31 protein-coding genes are annotated in these 25,484 nt (G+C 38.6%); 17 read left to right on the top strand and 14 right to left on the bottom strand.

The window, feature by feature from the left end:
* Nucleotides 1–38: 38 nt before the first annotated feature.
* The 3 genes from C9J31_RS08675 to gdhA all read right to left on the bottom strand — a co-directional run bounded on the left by C9J31_RS08675 (nt 39) and on the right by gdhA (nt 3,187).
* Entirely contained in the window at nt 39–689 is a 651-nt protein-coding gene (locus C9J31_RS08675; RefSeq protein ID WP_107948141.1) for a Yip1 family protein, read from the bottom strand.
* Nucleotides 690–878: 189 nt separating this feature from the next.
* Complete coding sequence (locus C9J31_RS08680; RefSeq protein WP_107924282.1) at nt 879–1,565, bottom strand: phosphoribosylaminoimidazolesuccinocarboxamide synthase; 687 nt, start codon at nt 1,563–1,565, stop codon at nt 879–881.
* A gap of 248 nt (nt 1,566–1,813) precedes the next feature.
* Nucleotides 1,814–3,187: an NADP-specific glutamate dehydrogenase gene (gene gdhA / locus C9J31_RS08685; RefSeq protein WP_107948139.1), complete on the bottom strand. Its 1,374-nt coding sequence runs from the start codon at nt 3,185–3,187 to the stop codon at nt 1,814–1,816.
* Between the two features lie 186 nt (nt 3,188–3,373).
* On the opposite strand from gdhA, the gene C9J31_RS08690 reads away from it, so the two are divergent.
* Nucleotides 3,374–3,847: a YaiI/YqxD family protein gene (locus C9J31_RS08690; RefSeq protein WP_107948137.1), complete on the top strand. Its 474-nt coding sequence runs from the start codon at nt 3,374–3,376 to the stop codon at nt 3,845–3,847.
* Nucleotides 3,837–5,153, top strand: coding sequence for a D-serine ammonia-lyase (locus C9J31_RS08695; RefSeq protein ID WP_107948135.1), 1,317 nt, complete (start codon nt 3,837–3,839; stop codon nt 5,151–5,153). The genes C9J31_RS08690 and C9J31_RS08695 overlap by 11 nt, the downstream gene beginning before the upstream one ends.
* Before the next feature lie 301 nt (nt 5,154–5,454).
* Here the strand turns inward: C9J31_RS08695 and C9J31_RS08700 are convergent, their stop codons facing one another.
* Entirely contained in the window at nt 5,455–5,931 is a 477-nt protein-coding gene (locus C9J31_RS08700) for a hypothetical protein (RefSeq protein WP_238602014.1), read from the bottom strand.
* Nucleotides 5,932–6,073: 142 nt separating this feature from the next.
* Between C9J31_RS08700 and C9J31_RS08705 the strand changes: the two genes are divergently transcribed.
* Both C9J31_RS08705 and C9J31_RS08710 read left to right on the top strand, forming a co-directional pair.
* The gene (locus tag C9J31_RS08705; protein ID WP_107948133.1) at nt 6,074–6,319 is read left to right on the top strand and encodes a YkuS family protein; all 246 of its coding nucleotides are present in this window, start codon (nt 6,074–6,076) and stop codon (nt 6,317–6,319) included.
* Between the two features lie 223 nt (nt 6,320–6,542).
* Entirely contained in the window at nt 6,543–6,737 is a 195-nt protein-coding gene (locus C9J31_RS08710; protein WP_107924286.1) for a hypothetical protein, read from the top strand.
* A gap of 151 nt (nt 6,738–6,888) precedes the next feature.
* On the opposite strand, the gene C9J31_RS08715 is transcribed toward C9J31_RS08710, so the two are convergent.
* The 5 genes from C9J31_RS08715 to C9J31_RS08735 form a co-directional block, all read right to left on the bottom strand.
* Nucleotides 6,889–8,046: a pyridoxal-phosphate-dependent aminotransferase family protein gene (locus tag C9J31_RS08715; RefSeq protein ID WP_107948131.1), complete on the bottom strand. Its 1,158-nt coding sequence runs from the start codon at nt 8,044–8,046 to the stop codon at nt 6,889–6,891.
* Between the two features lie 377 nt (nt 8,047–8,423).
* Nucleotides 8,424–8,912 carry a hypothetical protein gene (locus C9J31_RS08720; protein WP_107924288.1) on the bottom strand — a complete coding sequence of 163 codons (489 nt, stop codon included), beginning with the start codon at nt 8,910–8,912 and terminating at the stop codon, nt 8,424–8,426.
* A 498-nt stretch (nt 8,913–9,410) separates the two neighbouring features.
* Entirely contained in the window at nt 9,411–9,692 is a 282-nt protein-coding gene (locus C9J31_RS08725; RefSeq protein ID WP_107948275.1) for a hypothetical protein, read from the bottom strand.
* Nucleotides 9,693–9,702: 10 nt separating this feature from the next.
* Nucleotides 9,703–10,092, bottom strand: coding sequence for an SHOCT-like domain-containing protein (locus C9J31_RS08730; protein ID WP_107948130.1), 390 nt, complete (start codon nt 10,090–10,092; stop codon nt 9,703–9,705).
* A gap of 13 nt (nt 10,093–10,105) precedes the next feature.
* Complete coding sequence (locus C9J31_RS08735) at nt 10,106–10,474, bottom strand: DUF2089 domain-containing protein (RefSeq protein WP_054767563.1); 369 nt, start codon at nt 10,472–10,474, stop codon at nt 10,106–10,108.
* Between the two features lie 466 nt (nt 10,475–10,940).
* Here C9J31_RS08735 and C9J31_RS08740 point away from each other — a divergent pair, with 466 nt between their 5' ends.
* On the top strand, nt 10,941–11,636 hold the full coding sequence (locus C9J31_RS08740; protein WP_107948128.1) for a nuclease-related domain-containing protein: 696 nt from the start codon (nt 10,941–10,943) through the stop codon (nt 11,634–11,636).
* 33 nt (nt 11,637–11,669) lie between these two features.
* Nucleotides 11,670–11,993 (top strand): nucleoside triphosphate pyrophosphohydrolase, encoded by a 324-nt coding sequence (locus C9J31_RS08745; RefSeq protein WP_107948126.1) that lies wholly within the window; start codon nt 11,670–11,672, stop codon nt 11,991–11,993.
* A gap of 339 nt (nt 11,994–12,332) precedes the next feature.
* Here the strand turns inward: C9J31_RS08745 and C9J31_RS08750 are convergent, their stop codons facing one another.
* Nucleotides 12,333–13,244, bottom strand: a complete 912-nt coding sequence (locus tag C9J31_RS08750) for a DNA-3-methyladenine glycosylase family protein (RefSeq protein WP_107948124.1) — start codon at nt 13,242–13,244, stop codon at nt 12,333–12,335.
* Nucleotides 13,245–13,407: 163 nt separating this feature from the next.
* Here C9J31_RS08750 and C9J31_RS08755 point away from each other — a divergent pair, with 163 nt between their 5' ends.
* The 5 genes from C9J31_RS08755 to C9J31_RS08775 all read left to right on the top strand — a co-directional run bounded on the left by C9J31_RS08755 (nt 13,408) and on the right by C9J31_RS08775 (nt 16,612).
* On the top strand, nt 13,408–14,121 hold the full coding sequence (locus tag C9J31_RS08755) for a 2OG-Fe(II) oxygenase (RefSeq protein WP_107948123.1): 714 nt from the start codon (nt 13,408–13,410) through the stop codon (nt 14,119–14,121).
* A 56-nt stretch (nt 14,122–14,177) separates the two neighbouring features.
* Nucleotides 14,178–14,780 carry a bifunctional transcriptional activator/DNA repair enzyme AdaA gene (locus C9J31_RS08760; RefSeq protein ID WP_054767564.1) on the top strand — a complete coding sequence of 201 codons (603 nt, stop codon included), beginning with the start codon at nt 14,178–14,180 and terminating at the stop codon, nt 14,778–14,780.
* Nucleotides 14,767–15,285 (top strand): methylated-DNA--[protein]-cysteine S-methyltransferase, encoded by a 519-nt coding sequence (locus C9J31_RS08765; protein WP_107948121.1) that lies wholly within the window; start codon nt 14,767–14,769, stop codon nt 15,283–15,285. Before C9J31_RS08760 ends, C9J31_RS08765 begins: the two co-directional genes overlap by 14 nt.
* 37 nt (nt 15,286–15,322) lie before the next feature.
* Nucleotides 15,323–16,141 (top strand): SPL family radical SAM protein, encoded by an 819-nt coding sequence (locus C9J31_RS08770; RefSeq protein WP_107948119.1) that lies wholly within the window; start codon nt 15,323–15,325, stop codon nt 16,139–16,141.
* 234 nt (nt 16,142–16,375) lie between these two features.
* Entirely contained in the window at nt 16,376–16,612 is a 237-nt protein-coding gene (locus tag C9J31_RS08775; RefSeq protein WP_153062513.1) for a hypothetical protein, read from the top strand.
* Between the two features lie 560 nt (nt 16,613–17,172).
* Here C9J31_RS08775 and C9J31_RS08780 read toward each other — a convergent pair.
* Together C9J31_RS08780 and C9J31_RS08785 are read right to left on the bottom strand one after the other, a co-directional pair.
* On the bottom strand, nt 17,173–18,417 hold the full coding sequence (locus C9J31_RS08780; protein ID WP_107948115.1) for a ferredoxin reductase family protein: 1,245 nt from the start codon (nt 18,415–18,417) through the stop codon (nt 17,173–17,175).
* 70 nt (nt 18,418–18,487) lie between these two features.
* Nucleotides 18,488–19,402 (bottom strand): DnaD domain-containing protein, encoded by a 915-nt coding sequence (locus C9J31_RS08785; protein ID WP_193766995.1) that lies wholly within the window; start codon nt 19,400–19,402, stop codon nt 18,488–18,490.
* A 234-nt stretch (nt 19,403–19,636) separates the two neighbouring features.
* Here C9J31_RS08785 and C9J31_RS08790 point away from each other — a divergent pair, with 234 nt between their 5' ends.
* Nucleotides 19,637–20,125 (top strand): metal-dependent hydrolase, encoded by a 489-nt coding sequence (locus C9J31_RS08790; protein ID WP_107948111.1) that lies wholly within the window; start codon nt 19,637–19,639, stop codon nt 20,123–20,125.
* Nucleotides 20,126–20,163: 38 nt separating this feature from the next.
* Here C9J31_RS08790 and C9J31_RS08795 read toward each other — a convergent pair whose 3' ends face one another.
* Nucleotides 20,164–21,012, bottom strand: a complete 849-nt coding sequence (locus C9J31_RS08795) for a squalene/phytoene synthase family protein (protein ID WP_107948110.1) — start codon at nt 21,010–21,012, stop codon at nt 20,164–20,166.
* 262 nt (nt 21,013–21,274) lie between these two features.
* On the opposite strand from C9J31_RS08795, the gene C9J31_RS08800 reads away from it, so the two are divergent.
* The 5 genes from C9J31_RS08800 (at nt 21,275) to C9J31_RS08820 (ending at nt 24,758) form a co-directional block, all read left to right on the top strand.
* A complete protein-coding gene (locus tag C9J31_RS08800; RefSeq protein ID WP_107948108.1) occupies nt 21,275–22,009 on the top strand; it encodes an SDR family NAD(P)-dependent oxidoreductase in 735 nt (244 codons plus the stop codon).
* A gap of 514 nt (nt 22,010–22,523) precedes the next feature.
* Nucleotides 22,524–23,360, top strand: a complete 837-nt coding sequence (gene coaW, locus C9J31_RS08805; protein ID WP_107924298.1) for a type II pantothenate kinase — start codon at nt 22,524–22,526, stop codon at nt 23,358–23,360.
* Between the two features lie 488 nt (nt 23,361–23,848).
* Nucleotides 23,849–24,073 (top strand): hypothetical protein, encoded by a 225-nt coding sequence (locus C9J31_RS08810; protein WP_107924299.1) that lies wholly within the window; start codon nt 23,849–23,851, stop codon nt 24,071–24,073.
* A gap of 27 nt (nt 24,074–24,100) precedes the next feature.
* Complete coding sequence (locus C9J31_RS08815) at nt 24,101–24,244, top strand: hypothetical protein (RefSeq protein ID WP_167395940.1); 144 nt, start codon at nt 24,101–24,103, stop codon at nt 24,242–24,244.
* Between the two features lie 181 nt (nt 24,245–24,425).
* Nucleotides 24,426–24,758 (top strand): YqzG/YhdC family protein, encoded by a 333-nt coding sequence (locus C9J31_RS08820; protein WP_327323228.1) that lies wholly within the window; start codon nt 24,426–24,428, stop codon nt 24,756–24,758.
* A 41-nt stretch (nt 24,759–24,799) separates the two neighbouring features.
* On the opposite strand, the gene C9J31_RS08825 is transcribed toward C9J31_RS08820, so the two are convergent.
* A complete protein-coding gene (locus tag C9J31_RS08825; protein WP_107948106.1) occupies nt 24,800–25,354 on the bottom strand; it encodes a DJ-1/PfpI family protein in 555 nt (184 codons plus the stop codon).
* Nucleotides 25,355–25,484: the final 130 nt, after the last annotated feature.

The following is a 25,484-nucleotide window of genomic DNA, read 5'->3' on the forward strand; positions in this document are numbered from 1 at the left end:
AAAATCTCCCGCACTCATCGTTGAGCGGGGAGGTTTTTTTACATTAAGCCGACACCAATTATGCCAATAACGAGAACCATAATCAGGATAAAGAACACGATGCCTAAAATAATGGTAGGAATAAAGATAGTAAAGAATGCCTTCCAATTTGAAACTTGGTGTGCCTCTCCTACAACGCCGACAGTGACAACAACAGACCAAATCGTAACAACCAAAGTTGCTAATAACGTTGGCCAAAAAATCCACGGTATTGATCCGATAAAATTCGCATCCATTAAAGATTCTGGTGAAGTAAATAACCAAATTAAATAAAAAGGAATCAAGGCGATAAATGGAACGGCACTTAAGCTCAGTGCTTTAAATAATCCGGAGAATGTTGCCGTCCCTTTAAATAGTTTCCCGAATATCCAAAAGATAAAAGCGGAGATGGCAGTACCAATAATTCCAACAATCGGTGCTAAAATCACACAAAATAGCGCGATAATCCAAGGGGATAATTCTGGCATAAAATTACTTTCTATAAGGCCAGAAAGCAATGAACCGATATAACCGATTGACAATACAAGAATCGCAAAGCCAGTGGATTTAACATCAATCATAAAACGTGCTGTTTGTTTAGGATGCATCCATACATGCAAAAACGGATTAACATTTTGCCTATCTTGCGGTGTATCCTTATAGTTTTCCATTAAACTACCTCCAAAAATAATAGAATAATTGCATGTTGCGTATAGTTAATATACGACAGGGGTGATGAAAAGTTTCATAAAAAAGGAAAGAAGATGATATAAGGCTTCTGCCAGTCAACATCTTCAGCTACACGACGGCTTAAATGACATATAAAAAGAGCCGCATCACAGCGGCTCCGTTCAGCTTTGTTATTCAGCTAGCATCATTTTTTCAAGTTCTAATGGTTCGATGTATTGTTCGCCTTTGTAAGCACGCATATTTCCACCTGAAATTTCATCAATCAATAAAATTTCATTTGTTTGTGCATCGCGACCAAATTCTAATTTAATATCGTAAAGTGTTAAACCCTTTTTCGCAAGCTCTGCGCCAACGAATGTTGAAATTTCAATCGTGCGTTGCTTTAAGATAGCATATTCTTCATGAGTTAACAGGTTTAACATAGCTAAAGCATCTTCAGAAATAGGAGGATCTAGGCGATCGTCATCTTTGATTGTTACTTCAACGAAAGAATCTAAATCTTGTCCTTCTTGTACGTAAGCACCATAGCGGCGTAAGAAAGAACCAACAGCTTTGAAGCGGCAAATTACTTCTAACCCTTTACCGAAAACTGTTGCAGGTTTTACAGTCATTGTTGCATCGTCGAAGTTTGCATCTACGTAGTGAGTAGGGACACCTTGTTCGTTTAGTTTTGAGTAGAAATAAGAAGTTAAGCGAAGACCAGCAAGACCAGCACCGTCAATTGTTAAACCTACAGTGTTTGCGCCCGGATCGAATACGCCGTTTTCACCAGTTACATCATCTTTGAATTTTAATAAGTAATGACCATCTTCTAGTTTGAACACATTTTTCGTTTTACCTGTATACAATAATTCCACTAAAAACCCTCCAATATTCATAGTACCTTATGATTATAACACGAATGTTTTAAATGTTTAATATAAAAAACGTTCGTTTTAATCAATAATTTCTCTGTTTTTTATCTCGTAATCTACAAAAAAATAAGATGATAACGAATGATCGCTATCATCTTGGTGGAATTAAAAAAATTTAAACTTTTTATGGTAGGCGTGTGCTACCGGAAAGGTCCAATTCCATCAGAGGCTAAATTGAAAAAAGACTGTACTTAATAGACACCTTCAGATAGCATACCATCTGCAACTTTGATGAAACCAGCGATGTTTGCACCCACAACAAGGTTGCCAGGGAAGCCATATTTATCAGCAGCTGCTTTACTATCCGCATAAATGTCTTTCATAATTTGGTGTAGTTTAGCATCTACTTCTTCAAATGACCAGAATACACGGCTAGAATCTTGTGCCATTTCAAGTGCAGATACAGCAACACCGCCAGCATTTGCTGCTTTCGCAGGACCGAATAATACACCAGCATCTAAAAATTCATTAATTGCTTCAAGGTCAGATGGCATGTTTGCACCTTCACCAACTGCTTGCACACCATTTGAAATTAAAGTACGAGCAGCGTCGCCATTAATTTCGTTTTGTGTAGCACATGGTAGTGCGATATCACACGGAATTGACCAGATACCTGTGCAACCTTCTGTGAATGTAGCATTTGGACGATAGTTTAGGTATGTTGAGATACGATCACCTTTTACTTCCTTGATTTCCTTAATGGCATCAAGGTCTAAACCGTCTGGATCGTAAACATAGCCTGAAGAGTCAGAGCAAGCTACTACTTTTGCACCGTATTGCTGCGCTTTTTCGATTGCGTAAGTTGAAACGTTACCTGAACCTGAAACGACAACAGTTTTGCCCTCGAATGAATCATTGGCATCTTGTAGCATTTCTTTTACAAAGTATACTGTACCATAACCAGTAGCTTCTTTACGCGCTAATGAACCACCGTAACCAGGAGTTTTACCAGTTAAAACACCAGATTCGTTTGCTTTTGTTAAACGTTTGTATTGACCCCATAAATAGCCCACTTCACGAGCACCTACACCAATATCACCAGCAGGAACATCGACATCTGGACCGAGATGACGGTATAATTCAGTCATGAATGCTTGACAGAAGCGCATGATTTCTGAGTCTGATTTTCCTTTAGGATTGAAGTTAGAGCCACCTTTACCACCACCGATTGGTTGGCCAGTTAACGCATTTTTGAAAATTTGTTCAAAACCTAAGAATTTAATGATTGATTCGTTTACGGAAGGGTGGAAGCGAAGACCACCTTTATATGGGCCCATTACGTTGCTGTATTGCACACGGTAACCACGGTTTACTTGAACTTGGTTGTGATCATCTTGCCATGCTACGCGGAAGGAAATAATGCGATCTGGTTCCACGATTCGAGATAAGATATTTGCTTTAATATATTCAGGGTGTTGTGCAAATACAGGCACTAATGAGATAAAAATCTCTTCAGCTGCTTGTAAGAACTCCGCTTGATGACTGTTTTGTTGTTTCAATTGCTCGAATACGCCATCTACGTATTGTTTCGCTAATTGCTCGTTGCTTACAGTTGTTGTTGTCATAGTGAAAACCTCCAAATGTTTGATAGGTGTATCGTATATCTATTTTTCACACTATTCAATAAAATACTTTTTCCAAGGACGTAAAGTTTGTGAAAAAATGAGCAAGTAGGGTGTGAAAATTATTATATTAAAATATTTAAAAGATGATTAATTCATCTGATTGTGAGAAGGGAATGATGCCTTATTGTGAAGTTATTAATTGATGCAGATGCCTGTCCAGTCGTGGATTTAGCGCTATCTATATCATCTGAGTATGAGATTGAAACTATCTTGTTTTGCGATACATCCCACCGTATTGAACGTGATAATGTTATAACAATTATGGTACCCAAGGGTCCAGATTCGGTTGATTTCACGCTGGTGAATGCGCTTTCAAAACACGATATTGTCATTACACAGGATTATGGTTTAGCTGCCATGGTTTTGGCGAGGGGTGGCTATCCAATCGATCAAAATGGACGGGAAATGTCAGATGAAAACATCGAACGTTTGCTCGATATGCGCCATGTTGGACAGAAAATCAGGCGTGCAGGTGGACGAACCAAGGGACCAAAAAAACGAACGCAAGAAAACAATATTTCGTTCGAATTGAAATTTCGACAAATTTGTGAACGAGCACTTTTAGCGAAGAAAATGGAGGCGTCAGCAGATGGAAAATGAACGAAAACACGAACTATTTAAGCGACATCCGTTATTAAAAAACATGGCAAATGCCGATGCTGTCTTTTGGGAAAATACAAAATGGCAGAAAAAGGCGAGGACTGAGCTCTTTTCGATGAAGGAGGTAGAGGATGCGGAAGAAACGCTTAAACGCTTTTCTTCTTATTTAATAGTGGCTTTCCCTGAACTTGCGAAAAGTGGGGGACTTATTGAATCAGCTATAAAAGAGATACCGGCTATGAAAGAAGCACTTGAACAAGAATATCACCTATTGATTGCTGGCCGTTTCCTATTGAAATGTGATAATACATTACCGATTTCAGGCTCTATTAAAGCTCGTGGTGGTATTTATGAAGTACTAAAACATGCGGAGCGACTTGCCATAGCTCATGGGAAACTTAAAAAAGAGGATGATTATGCTGTTTTAGCTACGGAAGAACTACGCGCGTTTTTCCAACAGTACACGATTGCAGTAGGTTCTACCGGTAATCTAGGGTTAAGTATCGGCATTATGGGCAAAAAACTCGGCTTTAATGTCGTTGTACATATGTCGAGTGACGCAAAAGAGTGGAAGAAGGCGTTGCTGAAAGAAAAAGGTGCGACTGTTATTGAATATGAAGCAGATTATAGTGTAGCTGTTGAACAAGGACGTCAGGAAGCCGAACAAGATCCACTGTGCCATTTTATTGATGACGAGAACTCAAAAGACTTATTTGCCGGCTATGCAGTGGCCGCAAAGCGTTTAAAGGTGCAATGTGAAAAGACGAACATTATAGTGGATGATGCACATCCATTGTTCGTGTATTTACCTTGTGGTGTTGGTGGTGGACCCGGAGGAGTGGCCTACGGATTACGCGAAATTTTTGGGCAACACGTCCATATTTTCTTTGCTGAACCAGTGGCGTCTCCTTGCATGACAATTGGGCTGATGACAGGCTTACATGACGCCATTAGCGTAGAAGATATCGGTCTGGACAATAAAACAGAAGCAGATGGATTAGCTGTGGGGCGTGCCTCAAAATTTGTGGGAAAAGTGATGGAGACGTATATAAATGGTTGCTATACAGTGAAAGATGAAGAATTATTTACTGCACTTAGATTAGCGCTGGCGTCGGAAGAGTTGTTTTTAGAGCCATCAGCCCATGCAGGAATGTTTGGTCCCATTCAATTGATGAAAAATGGGCAAGCTTATTTAGAGAAGCATGGATTAACGGAGAAAATGGCACAAGCGACGCATCTTGTATGGGCGACTGGCGGTAGTATGGTGCCACAAGAAATGCGCGAAGAGTATTTGAAAAAGGCATAAAGTTGATTTAAAATGTGAAAATTTATTTAAATTGAGATTAGAGGCCCACTGACCGTTCATGCGGGATAAATTTTTCATGATGTAAACCCTCCAAATATACCACCAGTGAAAATGAGCGTGCTAAGCTATTTTGACTGATGGTGTATTAGGGAGGATTGTAATTCAGAATTTTCAAGATGAATGTCAATCTTTAGAGAAGTGACAAAATGCAAGAGTATTTTCTCAAAGACTGTTGCTGTTAAAACACAAGTTAATATTTCGTAAATCGAATCTTCAACTAAAGCCTCGTTAGTTCAAGATATCACTGAATTAAGACATTCCCAACGTATTGAGCAGATCCTTTTTCACTTATAAATTCAACTACTAAAACATATCTTCCTTTGTTAGTTGGGAATAGAAATTCACTAAAATCATTTATTTTGAGTTTGGTTCGTTGTTTATCTTTAAGAAGGGCAACTAATATTTGGGTTTCGGGATCTGTCCAAATATCTCCGCCATTTTCTTCGTTCTCTTCAAATTCTACAGTAGCTTGTTCATTCGCAAAAATCTTTATTTCATCTTGTGATAATCCGAATTTCTGAATATCTTCTATTGTTTGATGGACATCTTCACTTGATGCACCCCAGTTGATATTTGCTTCGGTTAATTGCACAGATGGGGTAAAGCTTTCAACATGTAAATGAGCAGTTGGCACACCAACATCATAATCTTCTCCTATGCATCCTGTCAGTATAAAAACTAAGAACATCCCTGTAAATAATTTCATAAATACTTTCATTTCGACCCTCCTTTGTCGGTTTCTCTAGTCCATCATTAAAGATTATTTATATACTACATCCATGAGTATAGAGCAAAAAAGTGAATGAGGTGAATAATAAGCCATCCAAAATGACACATTACATATAGGAGGTGGAAGAATATTGTCTAGAATAATTGGTGTTGAGCAATCATTATCAAATGTGGAAGAAGCATTAAAAGCACAAGGTTATGAAGTGCTACAGCTTCGCCATGAAGAGGATGCAAAAAAATGTGATGCCTGCGTAATCACAGGACAAGACAAAAATGTAATGGGCATTAGCGACCCTGTCATGGCAGGACCTGTCATTGATGCGAATGGTCTCTCGGCTGACGAAGTTATACAGCGTGTAGACAAATTTTTTAACTAAATGATGAACAAGGTGCTATCTGCGGAGTCTTTTTTGACTGCAATGGGTAGCATCTTTTGCTTTGTACCACAACGTCCTTGAGGGACATAGTAGTAAACCCGTTGCTGTACATAATGTGGACCAAAATTATTTTTGCTATTATGCCAAACCAAGGGCAAAATTTCACAAATAAGAGAAAATAGATTATACTGAACTAATAAACGTATTAAAAGGGGGATTTTCCATGACCGAGAACCATCAATCAGAAGCACCAAAAAAGAAAATCAGTCTGCAAGAAGCAGTGAAGCAGCAGCTTGAAAACAAAAAGAATCAGTCTTCAGCGAATAAAGGCAAACAGAATGCAGACCTTTCAACTAAGAAAATGAAAAGTCAGCAACCGAAAAAAACAAGTAATACTCGTAGAAAAATGGGTGTTTAATGCATGTACAACATCGGGCATCCATCCCCGTGCTTTTTATAGTCAGCTAACAGATGGTCAGGAAACGCACTCTAAATACAAGAAGAGAAAAAGCATTCAAGGGACAGTTTGATTTGTTCCGAGAATGCTTTTTTAGTAGTTCAATTTTTAATTATTTGCGTTGCGCGGTTAAAAATACTTCGTGGGCTGCGCGCACGCCCGCACCCGGCTCAAAATCATAAGAAAAGTCTTGCAATGCTGCTTCCATTAAAGAAACGGCCTGTAACACATCGCTCGGAAAGCAATAGCCCATATGGCCAAATCTGAACATTTGTCCTTGTAAATGACCAAGTCCGCCAGCAAAATCTAAATGGTACTGTTGTTTTAGATGCGTCAAGAAATCACCTAGTGCAATGCCTGCTGGTGCCATGATGGCTGTAATCGTTGGTGATGCGTATTCGTCAGTTGTTAACAAATCGATATTAAGGGCTTTCATAGCACTGCGCACCATATTTTTCATGAGTTCATGACGGGCTACAGTTTTGGCAAAGCCTCCTTCTGCCTCGATGAGTGTGCACACCTCATGTAGCCCATAAATAAGTGTGATGGCAGGGGTATTCGGTGTCATGCCTTTTTCTGCCCAACTACGATAGCTTGCTAAATTTAAGTAATAAGAAGGTGCTTGATTTTCTTCAATCACTTGCCATGCTCTTTCGCTGACACTAACTAGTGAAAGCCCAGGCGGTAGCATCAGCGCTTTTTGTGAGCCAGTAACGAGAATATCCACGCCCCAGGCATCCATTTCAGCGGGGGTGCCGCCAATGCAGCTAACGCCGTCCACAATCAATAACGCGTCACTTTCCTCACGCACAACCTGTGCCAATTCAGCAATTGGGTTTAAAATACCCGTTGACGTTTCGTTGTACGTGATAAAAACAGCTTTAATATGTTGTAATGGCTGTAAAAATTCACGTAATTCCTGTGCTGTGCAGGCTTGTCCCCATTGTTTTTCTAGCTTATGTACGTGAAAGCCATATTGTTCGCAAATCGAAACGAAATAGTCGCCGAATGCACCAACTGTAATGACAACAACCTCTTCTCCAGCAGCAACGGTATTGACTGCTGCAGCTTCCAATGCGGCTGTACCGCCTGAGGGCAGGAGTAAAATTTCTTGCTTTGTCCCAAAAATCGGCTTAACAAGTTCAATGGTTTCGCGGTAAAGCTCAACAAATTCAGTGCTCCGATGGCTGAAGATATCCCGATTCATGGCAAGTTGAACTTTTTTCGGAATAGGCGTTGGCCCTGGATGTCTTAAAATATTTTCATACATAGTCATGGATCCCCTTTGCAGATGAAATTCTGAATTTTCTAACTATAATATAGCATATTTTTCCTTCAATTGACCTATTTTTTTGACATAGGGTAGGAGAGGCAAGGCACTTACCTTAGTTTTGGGGAGGTGAAAAATTATTTTTGCATTTAACACAGTCAAAAAGTAAAAAGGGGGCAACCTTCAGTTTGCGAACTGTCGGCTGTCCCTTTCTATGAAAATAAACGGTATTATCATTGAAGATGCCAAAGAAGGGCGGCAAGACCAGACTGGAACAGGCATTATTTAGGTGAATTTGAGTGCAAAACAACAAAAAATCCTCTTCTTCTTAAGAGAAAAAAGAGGATTTTTTGACTGCACTTTATGTGTGCAAGTAATTAAACCTTGAATGGACGATTCATGCGCATTAAGCCATAAATCATAAAGAATAAACCACCCGTGATAATCGATAAAATAATGTAAAGTATAGCTTTCCCAGATTCACCTGACCAACGATACATTAAACGATAGGAGTAGTAAATCACATAGCCCAGCATGGCAAGTGAAGCGATAATACCCACTAATGGGACAAATGAAACAATAAATAATCCCGCATAAATCAGTGTAGTCTTTTTCGCGGCTGCACGGACTGTAGCATCATCCTCACCATTTGCCGTCAAGAGGAAAAGGCTGTATACGTTAATAATGGGAATCCATGCAATGTAAGCAACATCGCTAAAGCCATTCGTTTTGGACGCCATAAAATAGATCAGTGAACTAATAATATAACCGATAATAGCCAATACAAGGCACACCAAAAGGAAAATTAATAGGAAACCACCAAAGACCGCATCATAATCACTGTAATAAGGATCATAATAATTCATCAAAAAACCTCCTTTTCTTAAAAATGCTTTCTAATCATAACAAATACTAGAATAGTAAAGCTATACCACTTTTTGCGTAATTTTTAGTGAATTTCCCAGTAAATCTCTGGGAATCTTTAGAGAATACTAGACTATCTTATGTAGGTATACTTTCACTGATGAATGTAAAATTTGATAAAAAATACAATTATGTTAGAAGCCGTTGGTATACTTCTCTAAAAGAAACATCGACAAAGGATATGCCAGCTCACAAAAAACTAGAACATTGCATTACGACAGTTGAATAAAGTGGCAGTGTAAGCCATTGACTATCTTACAGGGGACGTGTTTGGTAAGATCTTTATTTTAGCGGGAACGTCAATGATGAAAACGAACGCTCTTTTTTCAGCAATAGGGGCTATTATTAAAGCAACAAAGCCTAATTTCTCGGTATTGTATGCGAGAAATTAGGCTTTTTCTTTGAAAAGCTAGTTAGTGGTCGGTGTAGGCGATCATGCATTATAGCTTAACCTTTACCTCAGTACCGTCCTTAGCTTTGACATCTACTAGCACGATTCCTTTATAATTTTGCAGTTCCTTGACAATAGGTATTAGCGTTTGTTTGTCTATGGGTGGAAAGGTAAAGTCCAGTTTTTTTCTTTCGAAATACTCTTTTGTCCATTTGTTTGCATATTTCTGTAACAATTTTGACGACAAAATGGAAATAATAATGTTCAAAATAGCATATGGAACTGGGATGGTAAACCGAATGTCTTTTGCTTTCACTTTTACATGCATCATAAGTAAATCACTAATCAATGATAACCGAAACGGTATCCCCGTTTGCCGATTTAATATCAACGATTTGGCCATCTAATTCGTTTTCAATTGCTTCCAAAATAAGGCCTATGTCTATATCTTTCACGTATTTTTCCGCTTGAGGGATACTCGCTGCGATACTGTGTCCAGCCATTAGTACTACTTTGACAAGTTTTATCGGCAAATTAACCGTGACGTTATCATTTTCGGCTGAGACAACACGAACTTTTAACATTTTATCTAAATATTTAGTCGGTTTTTCCAAAAGTTTATTTGCTGTTTCTTCTTTTCCTTGTAGTATCTCAATCAGTTCTGATCCCTTATCTGCATCAATCTTGCCTTCTTGAACCATTGTTAACACTCTTGTAATTTCATCTTTCATGATAAGTTCCTCCTTATTCCTCTTTTAAGAGCTTAATGGCTTCCTCTGGTGTAATTTCGCCATTTTCCAACATGGTAACAATCTTTTTCTCGTCTACCTCATTTTTCTTCTTCTTCTGCACATAGCCAAGGGATGAAATGATGTCTGTTAGCTTGCCACGAACTGTTGGATACGAAATCCCGAGTTCTTTTTCAACATCTTTGATATTCCCTCTGCATGTTAAAAATACTTCCACAAAATGAAGCTGATCCTGTGATAAGGAGGCCAGCTTAGATAATTCAAACTCATTTTCAATTGTCGTGTGACAATGAGTGCACTGCAACTTTGTAATTTTCAATGTTTTACTGCAGACAGGACAATTTGTGATTACTTTATAAGCCATAATGAAATTCCTTTCCTTTGGTTGATTCGATTATATAACAAGAAATTTAAAAAATAAATAATAAAATTAAATTTTTTTATATAAAAAATCAATAATATTAATTTGTTGTTTAACTTTATTGATTTTTTGTTTGAGTTCATGTGTTTTATTTACCATAATGGTTAAAATGTAGTCATTCCTGTTAGTGAAAATCGCCAGTTACATCATGAGCACACTTCTGAGATTTAAGTTAATAGGCCATTGTGCGGATTCAGCAGTCATTAGCATTGATGTAGATTATATCGAAAATTAAACAACTACATTTTAACTCTTTCCAAAATTTAGAAATGGGGTTATGCTTGTTTTAGGTTTTAAAATTATATAATTATTTGATCTTTTACAGTTGCCGTTGAGGTGAGAAAAGTGTGTATGAGTTGTTCTGAAAAATCTTAGCGGAAATGTCGCTATTGCTAGGGGGGAGGATTTGATGTTAATCCTGTTGTTACTAGTATGCATTACGGTAACACTAGCCTTTTATTGTAAACAGAGGGGTTATCGAAAAAGTATTTATTATCAACTGACAAAACATAATTTGATGAAGGTCATGTTCGATAAAGGCAGGTATGGTGAGTATTTAACATCACGTATTATCGAAAAGCATGCTTTGAATAGTCATCAGCAATTAGTGAATGTTTATGTACCAAAAAGAAAGTCACAGGATCTGACGGAGCTTGATTTACTATACATTGATCGAACGGGGTTATATGTGATTGAATCGAAAAATTATAGTGGTTGGATTTTTGGTAATGAAGCACATCAACATTGGACACAAACGATGCCCAATAAGAAAAAATTTAAGTTTTATAATCCGATTCGCCAAAATGCAACACATATTCGAGCTGTTCAAGATTTCTTAGCTTTACCAAGTGAAGTGATTCATTCTGTGATTATCTTTAGCGAACGCTGCGAGCTGAAAAAGATTGAGGTGACTTCGCACAATGTTCACGTTATAAAACGCGAAGATTTACAGCACTTTATTGAAACGCGAAAACAAGCTGGCAAACAATATTTTACAAAAGCTGAAATTGAAGCTATCTATAAGAAGCTTTTGCCCCAAATGCAAGTATCGCAAGAAGTAAAAAGCCGACATGTCCAAACGATTCAGCAGAGGTACGGGAAATGATGAGTGTTAATCGTTAAAAAGGAGTGCATAACAATGCCTGTCTATCATAAGTTAGTGCGAGATTTGATTCCTCAAATGATTGAAGCTACTGGTAAAACATGTGTGACGAGTATATTAGAACCTAATGCACATTTAAGGGAAATTAAGACAAAAATGCAAGAGGAAGCACTGGAGCTTCAAGAGGCAACTTCTAAAATAGAGGCAGTCGAGGAACTTGCTGATATCTTAGAGTTAGTACATACAGCTTTAGCTATTTACGGAGTGACGTATGAGCAATTGGAACAAGTACGTGTGCTGAAGAGGGAGCAACGCGGGGGATTTTTGCAAGGGATATATTTAATTGAGGTGGAGGAATAAAGAAGTAGAGATAATTGTTATAGCGAATATGAAGTTTAACTGAATGAATTCATTCGATTTGTTATAGTCACAAAGAGTTTGCGACTAATCATTATTAAAAATGTATAATTAATACTTACAAACTCTTTCATTAAAAAGAAGTAACCACCATTCCGCTAACGCCGTGTAAGCAGGGGGGTAACTCTTTGAGCCAAACATTCTTATTACTGTTTGACTGGGTGTTACTGTACTCAGTCTTTTTTTCATTCTATGTTAATTTTAACAAATGCATACGACTGGCATCTAGACGTTACATACATCTAGATGCCTTTGATGTTCCTACATTCTCACTGTAATGGGTTAGTAGAGCACACGCCATAAATAAAAGGTCGCGTAGGATTGCCAATTGTTCCAGGGAGAGGACAGTTTCAAGATTTCATCTTTTGTAGGCTTGCGGTCCATGTGACAGCTATCTCTTATAGCATTAATGAGTCCGACATCATCGATTGGAAAAGCTGTTGGGAATCGGAGGCAGCGCATGAGCACGTAATTGGCTGTCCAGGGACCGATGCCACGTATCTGAATTAAGTTTTTTTCAGCCTCGTCAAAGCACATGTTCATTAATTTCTCCTTTGACACTTCACCACTTACCATCAACTTTGCGATGCCAATGATATATTCGCTTTTTTTGACGGTCATTTTTATACTGGATAGGTCGGAAGGTGTTAATTGTGCGATGCGTTCATAGGTTGGGAAAATCCAGTATTTTTTACCATCCCATTCAATGCAATCGCCAAATGCCTCCACAAACTGTTTCTTTAATGTGTATGCAAAGGCTAAGTTTATTTGCTGTCCTAAAACACCCCAACATAAAGCCTCGAATAAGTCGGGGATACCAAGAAGACGCAAGCCATAGAAATTTTTAACTGGTGTTTTCAGTAATGAATCTGTCTGTGCCAATTCATAAAATGGCGCAATATCGTTATCAAGATCAAACCATGCACGAATATATTGGACAATCTCTTGTCGTTGCCAATCCTTCGTAGGTCTCGCATCACCTAAAAATCCAACGACCATTTCTTGATTAGCAATTACCCGTAGCTGTACTAAAAACCCAGTGTCTCCAATGACAATGACTCTTGTAAGTAAATCATTGTCGACTTCGTACATGCATTCATTCTTCTCCCTTGTTAAATAGTCAAAGTTTGCTTTCATGTCAAACTCTTTCGGTAATGTAATGACAAGTTCTTCCTGTATGTTATGTGTTATCAATGGTCATTCACCTCTTGTTGATTTATCAAAATGCATATTGACTGTACCCAATCATAATCTTTTATTTGTTTTGTTATCTTGCTATTACATTCTAAAAGCCTTATTTTTTTGATTTCATGGGGTTATAGTGTTAGTTATCCAGATGATAATAGGAGGATGAAACATGGTCAAGGATATAGCATTGCGTATACAAAGCCTCGATTGGGCATCCATTCAAAATGACTTAGATGCAAGCGGATTTGCAAAGCTGCCAGTAATTTTAACGCCACAAGAGTGTGAATTCTTTATGGAGCTGTATAGTGGAGAAGCGTCATACAGAACGACAATCAACATGACAAGATATCGTTTTGGCAATGGACAGTACAAATATTTTTCCTACCCATTACCTGAACTAATCCAAAATTTAAGAGAATCTTTTTATCCGCCATTAGCCAAGACAGCAAATCGATGGTTGCATTATTTAAAAAAACCGCAACCTTTTCCAGAGACTCTTCAAGATTTTTTGAAAATATGCGCACAATATGAACAACTAAGACCGACACCCTTACTATTAAAATATCAACAAGGTGGGTATAATTGCTTGCATCAAGATTTATATGGCGATGTATTTTTTCCTTTTCAAGTAGTATTTGTATTAAATCACCGAGAGAAAGATTATACCGGTGGTGAATCCCTCTTAGTAGAACAAATTCCGCGTGCTCAAAGCAGGGGGCATGTAATTACGTTAGAACAGGGCAGTGCGCTTATTTTTCCTACTCATTATCGCCCTGTCCTTGGTAAAAGAGGGTACTATAAAAATACGGTACGTCATGGCGTAAGTACAGTTACTTCTGGTGAGAGGTATGGTCTAGGCATTATTTTTCATGATGCAAAATAAAGTAACATTTCAGGTAGCAGAGTTGAAGGAATTTTTATGAAAGGAGAGGTGAGTAAATGGAAAGCATTCAAGACAACGACGATTATGGCGTAATGACCGATGAAAAATGGCAAGCCATTATTAGCAATGATGCTTCGTACAATAATATATTTTTCTATGCGGTCAAGACCACGAAAATTTTCTGTAAACCATCTTGCAAATCGCGTGTGCCGAATAAAGAAAATGTCTGTATTTTTCATAATGCGCAGCAAGCCTTAGCCGCAAAATTTCGTCCATGTAAACGGTGCAAGCCAACGAACGAGCGATTGCCTGACAGTGAATGGGTAACGCAAGTCACACAATACATCGATAAAAATTTCACAGAAAAATTAACACTTGAAACATTGGGAGACATCGCGCATGGCAGTCCCTATCATTTACAGCGAACGTTCAAAAAGTTGAACGGCATTACGCCTGTAGAATATATCCAGCATCTTCGATTAAGTGCAGCTAAAGAGTATTTGAGGCAGACGAATAAATCAATTGAAGAAATCGCTACATGTGTGGGAATAACGAATACGCCCTATTTTATAACTTTGTTTAAAAAGAAAATCGGTCATACACCCGCACAATACCGCCAAATGATTAAAGGGGGAGAGATAATTGATGAGAAAGGATAAGCCAACCATTTATTGGTCTCAGTTACAGGTAAAAGAGTGGCGTCTCTATCTTGCTTGCACTTCTAAAGGCCTGGCGTTTGTTGGTTCCCCCAACAAACCCTTTGACGAATTAGCTGAATGGGTGCTGAAACATTATCCAACAAGCCCGCTTGTGGAAGATGAACAACAGCTTAGCCCTTATGCACATGAAATCATGGAGTATCTAGAAGGAACACGACAAATCTTTACAGTTCCATGTGATTACCATGGTACAGCATTCCAACTTGCCGTTTGGCATACACTTTGTGGGATTCCCTATGGACAGACGAAGTCCTATTCGGATATTGCCAATGCCATCAATAAGCCGAAAGCTGTTCGTGCTGTCGGAGCGGCGATTGGCGCTAATCCAGTTTTAATGACTGTTCCATGTCACCGTGTGGTAGGCAAGAATGGCTCATTAACCGGCTATCGAGGTGGATTGGACATGAAGACGCAACTTTTGGATATGGAAAGCCGGGAATCCTAGCAGTAAATGAATTTTTCTACATGGAGGAGGGAGCGATTTGAAAAGTGAATTGTTCTATAAAAATCCGCAAACAATACTTAATAAAGGGACAGGCTTTCTTGCGGGATACACGCATTCTCTCAATCCATATACGGGCTGTTCCTTTGGTTGTTCTTATTGCTATGTACGGCAAATGCCTGTAGCTTTCTTTCGAGAAGGCCAATGGGGGCATTGGGTGGATGTCAAACAGGGAGCAGCTACTCTACTTGCTAAAGAGCTTCGTAGAGCGAAAGAAAAGGGGAAAGTTACTATTTTTATGTCATCAAGTACCGACCCCTATCAACCGATAGAATATCAGGAAAAAGTGACACGCTCTTTATTAGAGGTGATGGCACAAAATCCGCCCGATTTCTTATTAGTACAAACGAGAAGCCCACTTGTCAGTCGCGATATTGATGTATTACAGCGCTTTAAAGATAAAGTTCGAGTAAGCATGACCATTGAAACCGATTCGGAAACCATGCGCAGGCATTTTACACCCGAGGCACCACCTATTCAAGCACGTTTAAAAACCCTGCAAAAATTGGCGGATGCAGGCATAGCTACCCAAGTGGCAATAGCGCCTGTTTTACCAAGTAGCGAATATTTTCCTGATAAATTAAAGCCACTCGTCAATCGAATATGCATTGATGATTATTTTATGGGAGATGGCAGTGGGGGCAAACGCACAAAAAAATTAGGCATTGATAAATTATATGCAGAGCTAGGGTTAGAAGATTGGTATGGAGCGCACGCCTATAAAGAAGTACAGCAGCGATTTTTACGTATTTTTCCGGAAGATCAAATTTATATTAGCCAAGCTGGATTCGAGCCATAGAGAATCCGGCTTTTGCTTTTGCAAGTAAATAATAATGATGACGATAAGAGGTTTTATTGTCAAAATACCTTTGACGGTTACAGGAATTCTCCCAGATTTGACTGCTCCGAAGTGTTTAGCTCCTTTCTCAAGATTTGTACAAAAAGTTACAAAAAATTAAAATAAAATACCTTTCTGCCATGTATACAATAGATGAAAATAGAAGGGGAAATTACTTTTACGGGGTGAAGGGAAATGAGGAAGCTATTAGGAAATCTCAAGCTTATGGCGAAAATCGGTATTCTTATTCCAATTATTGCAGTATTTTTAGGGAGCATGTCCATGATTAGCTATTTCAGCTCATCAAATGAACTGGAAAAATCAATAGAGGAGGAACAAGCCTCTACAATGAATGAAATGGCGTCAGCTTCTGAGCAGTTAGCCAAACTTGCCACAAACCTTCAAGAAGAATCAGGGAAATTTAAGGTGTAAAAAGTAGGTCTTCCATTTCTTTTATGAAAAAATTGAGGCTTTAGTATAACATGGCAGCCAGTCAACGAGGCGGGCAATCAACTGTCTTGGTTTATTTACTAATCAGTGAGAGATGAAGAAAACTTCCACTGATTGGAGTTTCGTTTTGTAGTTAAAATAGAACGTATGTGTGTTATAATTGAAAGATAATAGTTAGGTGACTCAAGGGTGGTTGGCTCACTCCCATGTTGAAAGGGGGTGGTGCCATTGACAGTATTTGAAGCATTGATGTTTGCGCTTACGTTCGCTGCATTGATTGTGTCAATTCTTTCATTTAACCATAAAAAATAACCCATCCTTGAGTTAACGGCTCAGATGGGTTAGCTAACCTATAAGTAGCCAGTCCCTTTGAGGGAACCTGCTATTATATTTGGCTGATTGATGTACCACCATCAATCAGTCTTTTTAATTTATTCAATTCTTATATTTATTATACTTTTGTGAGGTCTTTTTTACAAGTTGAACAACGCCATAAAAAATGATGGTCATGATTAATGCATGCAAAAAGGTCACACTTTCCATTATCTAAATTTAAAGGCTTCATAGTTGAGGTCGACATCACGATTGTGGGATTTGAATTGCTTTGCGTAGCGTTTTACCATTTTTTCAGGGCCACACATGAAGATGCTAGTATGGGCGGGCACACTGTAATCGGCAAAACAGAGCCTGTCCATTTGCGTCGTATCAATCAAATTCACTTTGAAGTGTTCATTGTTTTTTGCATAGTCTTGTAAAAACTCTGTGTGGATGGCGTCGTCCTGACCGCGATAACTGTAAAATAATTCAATATTTTGAGTCGAGGGTGCCGATGTTAGATACGATAAAAAGGGCGTAATGCCTACGCCACCAGCAATCCATAGTTGTTGTTGTTGGCCAGCTTCAAAGTTTAAATATCCATAGGGACCTTCAATCGCTATGGGTGTATTTAATTGAATCATAGTATTCACTTTTTTAGTGAAATCGCCGAGAGCCTTAATGGTGACGACTATTTTTTGCCCATCTCCAGCCGTTATGGAGAAGGGGTGTGGTGCTTCTTCTAACCCCTCTTGAAAAATTTTCAAAAAGATAAATTGACCATGGCGGTAAGGTAGTTTGTTATCGAGTGTCAATTGTAATTCAACAGCGCTTGGAGCAATTTTTCGAATGCCTGTAATTTTACCGGTGTGCTTAAAGCGCATGTCTTGATACATTGTCAGCATGTACAGGGCTGACATAAATCCGATGGTGGCAGTGCTCGCAGTAAAAATGCCTAAAGGCGTTGGCTGTAGTAAATCATAGCGACTTGAAAAATAGACATGATACAGGCCGAATGCATAAGGGATCACTAATAGTCGATGGATGATGCGCCAATGCTCATATTTTAGGAATTTAGCAAAAAGTGGGATTAAAATAAGGGCGATAAAGCCATATTGAGCGATTTCTCCAAAGTTTTTAGCTAATTCAGTGAATGGCGTTTTTTGCACTTTATCCCAGTTTGGTACCATCTTTTGTAATTGTCCATGTAAGATCGCGAACACCAAAGATAAAATAGCCAGATATTTATGGTAAACATAGACATGCTCTAGGCCGTGGAACCAGCGTTCAATGATTTTAATTCTTGTAGATAATAAAAATACAAGAAAGAATCCGGTAATCGCCAAGCCTGCAATCATATGACTGAGTTTGTTAAGTACATGAATGGGTGCTATGGGCTTCGCAAAATACCAAAGGAAAGCACTGCTACACATGATAATGATGATAAATAAAATGCCTTTAAAAGATTTCATAATAACCTCCAGTACTTATTTTTATCTTTTCTCCTACTAGATATACAATAAATTCCTGAATTGTTGTGGATTATGACTTTTGACTGGTCAATTTGTTTAGTATTTTTTGACGCTCTGCCTCAAAATCACTAGGAAGTACATGATTCACAGGGAAATGTCCGTTGTGACGCTTATGAAACCAATGTGGCATGATTTCGCTGTGTTGTTTGTACTGTAACGCTTGTTTTTTGGTGTGAAAGGATTGCTTATAAAATAATGCTTCCGCCACCGTTGTAAGTTGTTGTTGCCGCCAATCCTTTAACACAGATTCAACATAGCTCCATTTCGGGACATTGTTGTCGATAGCTGTTGTCATGGCAAATAGCACTAATTCCTCGGTTAATTCTTTTTTCCAATAAGCTATTTTGTCAGTGACATAAGGATTTAAACGACCAAAGCCGTTGTGACTATAAAAGTGTTCGGCTGTTGGCGCAGATGCATCGTTACGCTGTACATCTAATGAGGAATTCTCTGTTGTATTTTCTGTGTAATCTATTGGTATTGGTGATGTCACATTGCAATCAACCATGTTCTCATTTTGCCGAGATGCAAGCTTTGAAGTTTCATGTGTGGATGCCGTCATTTCGCAGGTTTGCATGTCCTCATCTTGCGTAGGGAAATCAGCACAAAGGTCATCAATCGCCTGTTGATTGACACGATACCATTTGGTACGATCTGTTTTCATGCGATTATAATGGCCGACAACGATTAGCTGTTGTTCCTCCAGTTTTCGAATTGTCCGCTCAAGTGTACTTTTTGACCAAAATGGAAATTCCTTATGCCAGTCCTCTAATGTTTTATACATCCATTTATGACCGTCTCTATAATTTTTAGATAAGCGCAACCAATAATGCATTTGCTGTAAAACAAGGGCTTGATTTAGTCCGATTTTTACCGCGAGTGAGGGCAACAGTTGTAGAGGGGATTCTTTTATAAGTAAGTTCATACTCGTCACATCTCCTTTTAGTCTATTTGTGAGCTGAGAAATGCCAGACGAGGCATTTTTCATTTCACTTAATATATATCGTTGGTGCACTAAAAGAGGGACATGATTTGAAAAATATTGATGTAGAAAATAATACGAGTGTATGTTCGGAATGTGTGTTCTCTTTTTAGGTGAAGTGTGTTAAATTAGGAAAGTAGAATTTTATCCATACATAAGGAGAGGAAGTTAATAATTATGCAAGGGAATACACATATCGTTGGGGGCATCACTGCAAGCCTTGCCTTTGCACAAATTTCCAATGATAATCCATTCGTCTTAGTAGGAGCGGGCATTGTCGGTGCATTACTTCCGGATATATGCCATGGCGGTAGTAAAATCGGGCGCACGTTTCCCATTATTTCAAAAATCGTCAATAAGCTATTTGGTCATCGTTCCTTCACACATAGTTTGCTTTTCTTACTTCTAGTCATGACCATGCTGCATTCCTTTATTCCCTATGACGCCATTACCGCAGGAATCTTAGTCGGAATGGTCAGTCATATCCTGCTCGATATGGGCACAAAACAAGGGGTGAAATTATTTTTCCCCATCAAAATTCCGGTGCGTTTTCCACTCACAACGAAAACGGGTGGCAAAGTAGAGCAAGTCGTGTTAGCACTATTATCAGGACTTTCACTCTATTTTGGCTATGAAATCATTAGTAAATTCATAACTGTCATGTGAAAAGTAAAAAACCCCTGCGCCCAGGGGTTTTTGCATGTTTATGAATTGTCGTGAATTGTTTGAGTGCCAGGCACCTGAATCTCTTCCACTGTTTGCTCCACCTCGGCGCGTGTCATCTTTTCACGGCCATCTTGCATTGCTTTCAACGTTTTATGTGCTAATGCAAGGGGAAGGCGGCAGAACAATAAGACCGTACGTTTATTAATATCCTTCATATACAAGTCAGCCTTCGCCAAGTTTTCCTCCGCATAGGCAAATAAATCATCGCGGGTCCATCCATCTGGCACGAAACTCACGCCGCGTTCGTTCATATCCTCGTGTTGATTGCGTAAAATATTGACGGCTTGTAGCCCACGCCCATAGCCAATTGCCAACTCACGATCTGTTTGAACGTCTGCACCCCACGCCCAAAGCTCTGATAGCATTGTACCAACCAGCCCTGCCACGTAGTATGTATAATCATCCAAATCCTCACGTGTATGCACTTGCCAGTTTGCTTTTGCCCATTTTGCCATCCCAAAGGCCATTTCACTTGTGGACGCTTGGACAATGTTACGTGCGCCTTCTGGGCAAAAAATCAGCCAATCAGCTAAACGTAGTGATACTTCAGGCAATTGCTCAGCATAAGGAGCTAATAATGCAGCATATGCTTCCGCATCGAAGTCTGTATTTAATAATTCACTCGTAGCTGTAAGTAAATCGAATTTTATATCGTTGGATAGCATTTCATGGTCTTCGATTTCATCAATCGCACGCATCGCCAAATAAGCCGCCGCAACGGACATTTTTAAATCATTTTTTAAAAATGTAATCGGTATATAAAATGTGCGACTCGTTTCTTTTAACACGTGCATCGCTTCTTTATAGAGTGTTTTTTGATCTTTCACTTGTATTCCTCCGTTCAATTGGTACCACTTCTATAGTATATCGTATCGCAAAAGTGTGGAAAGATAAAACAGATTGTTCAATTTACGGTCATATTCTTTGTAAACATTCAAAAAAAGTGATAAAGTTTAATAGTAAACTATTTAAGTGTATACATTATATTGATAAACAAAAATGTGAAGCTTAAAGCAATTGGCGGTTGTTATCGAGTGTCAAGTCACCATAGCGATGCCATGCGAATATCAATGAGAGGAAGTTATGAAAATGGGACGATTAGACAATAAAATAGCTATTATTACAGGGGGCGCATCAGGTATGGGTGCCGCAATGGCAGAGTTGTTTTCAAAAGAGGGCGCAACAGTGATTGCCGCTGATATTAACGCAGAAAACCTAGCAAAAATTTCTGAATTAGAAAACGTAGAAGGCATGAAACTAGACGTTTCTTCCGATGAAAACTGGGCACAAGTGACAAAAGCGGTCGTTGATAAATATGGTCGTATTGATATTTTAATTAACAATGCGGGTATTGCCGGCAAAAAAATGCCAGAAGACATTACAGATCAAGATTGGGCATTGATGCACAAAATCAACTCATTTGGTCCATTCTTAGGGATTAAACACGTATCTAAATATATGAAAGAAGCTGGTAAAGGATCCATTGTAAATACGTCATCGTATACAGCAATTATCGGTTCTGGCTTCAACGAATATTCAGCGTCAAAAGGTTCTTTACGTGCAATTGCACGTGCGGCTGCCGCAGAATACGGTCAATTCAATATCCGTGTAAACACAGTTTTCCCTGGTGTTATCGAAACACCAATGACTGCAAACATTGGTCAATTCAAAGAAGCGATGGATATGTTGATTCGGGCAACACCAATGGGTCGTCTTGGACAACCCGATGAAGTTGCAAAAGCCATTCTATTCTTAGCATCTGATGAAGCTTCATACATTACAGGTGGAGAGCTAGTGATTGATGGTGGATACTCAGCACGTTAAGTAGCACAACATAGATCATTTAAAAAGTGGAAATGCATTGAAGTTAGTGCATTTTCACTTTTTTGCATTGTTTGCTAGAATAATGATAAAGTATAACTTTATTTGCTTGAAGTGTTAGCAACCGTAAATTAGGCGAAAGCTACTAAAATGCATCACCTAAATCGTATGAATTATAAAAGAATTTTGATATTTTTCGTGTTTTTTTCATGAAAGTTTGCTAAGTTATTGCACAATCATTTCAACAGGGGTAAAGTTTAGGAGGGGCGAATATTCAATTACGTCTCGGCATAATTGTCGCTCATGCTTTGCTGTTACCTAACGAGCAGATAAACATGGCATTGAGGTTTTGATTTGTGCAAACACAATTACTCGTTTCAAAATCCGTGACATTTGCTGAAGGCATGAACTATATTCAGGACGCTTAAGTATCCATTGAATAAAAGCTAAACTAGTATTCATCTCATCATCTATAGAGATAGGAGATTTCTACTGAATAAAGTTAAAGGAGAATGGTATGCCAAAGGCTATAGGTATTGACGCAGGCGGCACATTGACGAAAGTTGCTTATTTAGACGAGCAAAATGAACTTATTCTATTAACTTTTCCGTCTAATGATTTGCAGGCTGTAAAGGATTGGATTATTAATCAACCAGATATTGAGGATATTGGTGTTACGGGGGGACGTACGGAACAATTACTTGATGTCATTAAAACAATGAAATCGATTCATTATATAGTAGAGTTTGAAGCTACCTTGAAAGGTGTCCGCTTTTTGTTAAATAAAGGAGGATATTTCTTTGAACGTAGTATGATTACCAATATTGGTACAGGAACTTCGATTCATTATATGGAAGGAAACACGCATATTCGTGTAGGTGGGACGGGCGTCGGCGGTGGTACATTGATTGGTTTGTCAGCGCTTACAACAGGAATCACCGATTATAATGAAATCAGAGAAAAGGCTGATAAAGGAAATCGAGAGGGTATAGACTTACTCGTAAAAGATATTTATCAAGGCATGGATACACCAATCGATGGGCATCTGACTGCCAGTAATTTTGGGAAAGTGGGGATTACAGAGTACGTCAAACACCCAGCAGAAGATATTATTGCTACTGTTCAAGGCCTTGTTGGAGAAGTAATTACAACACTTAGTATTCAATATGCTGAGGAAAAAAATGCCCAACATATTGTCTATATCGGTTCAACCCTTAGCAATAACGAACATCTTGCGAATGTTATCGCCAATTACACACGTACAAAAAAACATACACCGATCTTTATTAATGACCACGGCTTCTCAGGTGCTGTCGGTGCATTACTAAACATAACTGAATATACGATTGTCTAAAGGACAAAAAAATGTACATTACTAATAAATAATAAATTGGTGATGTACATTTTTTCTGTGAATATACATAATACCTTTACTATGATGAAAGAGATATGAACAGCATGTAAAATATCAAATGCCATCTCAGGGAATACGACACTGAAAGAGCATTTAGGCTACTTCAAAATGACGCAAGCAAAGTGTAGCAGTTTAAAGAGAAGCTCTAAAAGCTATAGAAAAAACGCTTCGATGCTTTTATTTAAAGGGCTTGGGGCGTTTTTTTTTGCGTAGTCATGTCACTAACAAATGGAGCGAACAAAGGGGTGACATTGATTGCATGCAAACAGTCCCGTTTAAATACTGTTTGGGTCATGCGAAAAAATTTTATGCCGAAGTTAGGAGTAGAAAACTTCTACAAAATGTACAGGTGTCTTCTGTCATTGAAGTTTTCCCCAAAGCATAAATCTTGCTTTCCTGAGCACATTACAAGTAGGAGGTGAGGAGCTATGGGCAATAGAAATAATAAAAACAACAAAAAGACCATGAATGCCAGAACGCACAATCCTTTTGATACCTATAAAAGCAAAGACCTTGATGACAGTAATAGTAATAACAATAACCCAAATGACAACCTAAACGAAGAATTCTCTGCCGAATTTGATGCCAAGGCAAAAAACAAAAATAATAAAACGAACCATGATAAAAATCAACAATCCAATAAAAGAAAATAACTAATCTTAGCTGGAGGTGGAACGGTAATGGCGAAGAAAGGTAAAACAAGTTTTAAAAAGAAAAAGCAAGAACATAAAAAGAAGAACAACAATGATCGTGAAGAATATTCAGCTGAGTTTAATGCAGTGATTCATAATAACGTGCAACAACCAAAACAAAGTAATAAATAAAACGATTACGAATAGTTTTGGCGTATTTATTTTTTACTGATTCCGCACATTTATACCAAATTGATAAAGGTTTGTTGGCATGACTTTTTGAGGCTATGCAGTGCCGATGCCATTTTTTCACGTTCCAACGAATACATGCTATTCAGTAATTAGCGCAATCGATAGTAAAAGGAGGCGTTCGATGATGCGAAAATTATTTATGGCACTTGGCATTTTTTTGATGGTTAATGCTGCTCCTCTTCATATGTCAACGATTGTTCATGCACAACAACAAGCCCCAAGTTATGCAAAATGGGGAAGGCTCGCCATGAAAGAGACACAAGCCAAATATCCCCAAGCGAAAATTATTGACTATCTGCATGAAGGAAAGGAAACTTCGGCAGATGCAACGATTGAAAAATTTAAATTGTGGCTAAAAGAAGGTAACAAGGAATTCGGCGTTTATGTAAAAATCAAGTATACGACCGTAACGGAAAAAGTGGTCAATATTGAGTTTCAAGAAATGGCTAGATAAAAAAGAGGGTGCCTATAGGGTATTAGGCATCCTCTTTTGCATTAAGCTTGTAATTTTTCAATGAATTCCCGCATGACACCAGGTAAATCAGGCCATGCATGACCGCTTACGAGATTGCCATCTGTATGCAAATTGGCCTCAATATAAGTGGCACCGGCTACTTGAACTTCGGGCTTGCAGGCAATATAGGCTGTTAGCTCTCGCCCTTTGAGGACCTCAGGAATAGTCGCGAAAATTTGCGCTGCGTGACAAACTGCGGCAATGGGTTTATTGGCTTCAAAGAAATGGCTGACAATCGCTGGGACATGCTCGTTTAAACGAATGTATTCTGGTGCGCGGCCACCCGGAATGATTAAGCCATCAAATGTCGATGGATCAATATCTGCAAAGGCAGAATGAGCCTCTAAGCCATACGCAGGACGTTCGATGTATGTATCGACGCCTTCCACAAAATCATGTAGTACCGTTTGTAATTTCTTCACAGAAGGTGCAGCAATCGTCACGTTATAGCCAGCCTCTAAGCAACGATAATATGGATAAAAAATTTCCAACGCCTCAACCGCGTCACCAGCAATAATTAAAACGTTTTTCCCCATCTTTCCAACTCCTTTTCTTTGTCAATCTAGTAACTTTATTCGACACTATAGGAAGATTCCCTGCCGAACAGGGTGATTTTCCCAAAAGATAATACGACGATCAGTTAGTGTTCGAAAAAGCGAAATTACT

It is taken from the genome of Lysinibacillus parviboronicapiens (genome assembly GCF_003049605.2).
GTDB lineage: Bacteria > Bacillota > Bacilli > Bacillales_A > Planococcaceae > Lysinibacillus > Lysinibacillus parviboronicapiens.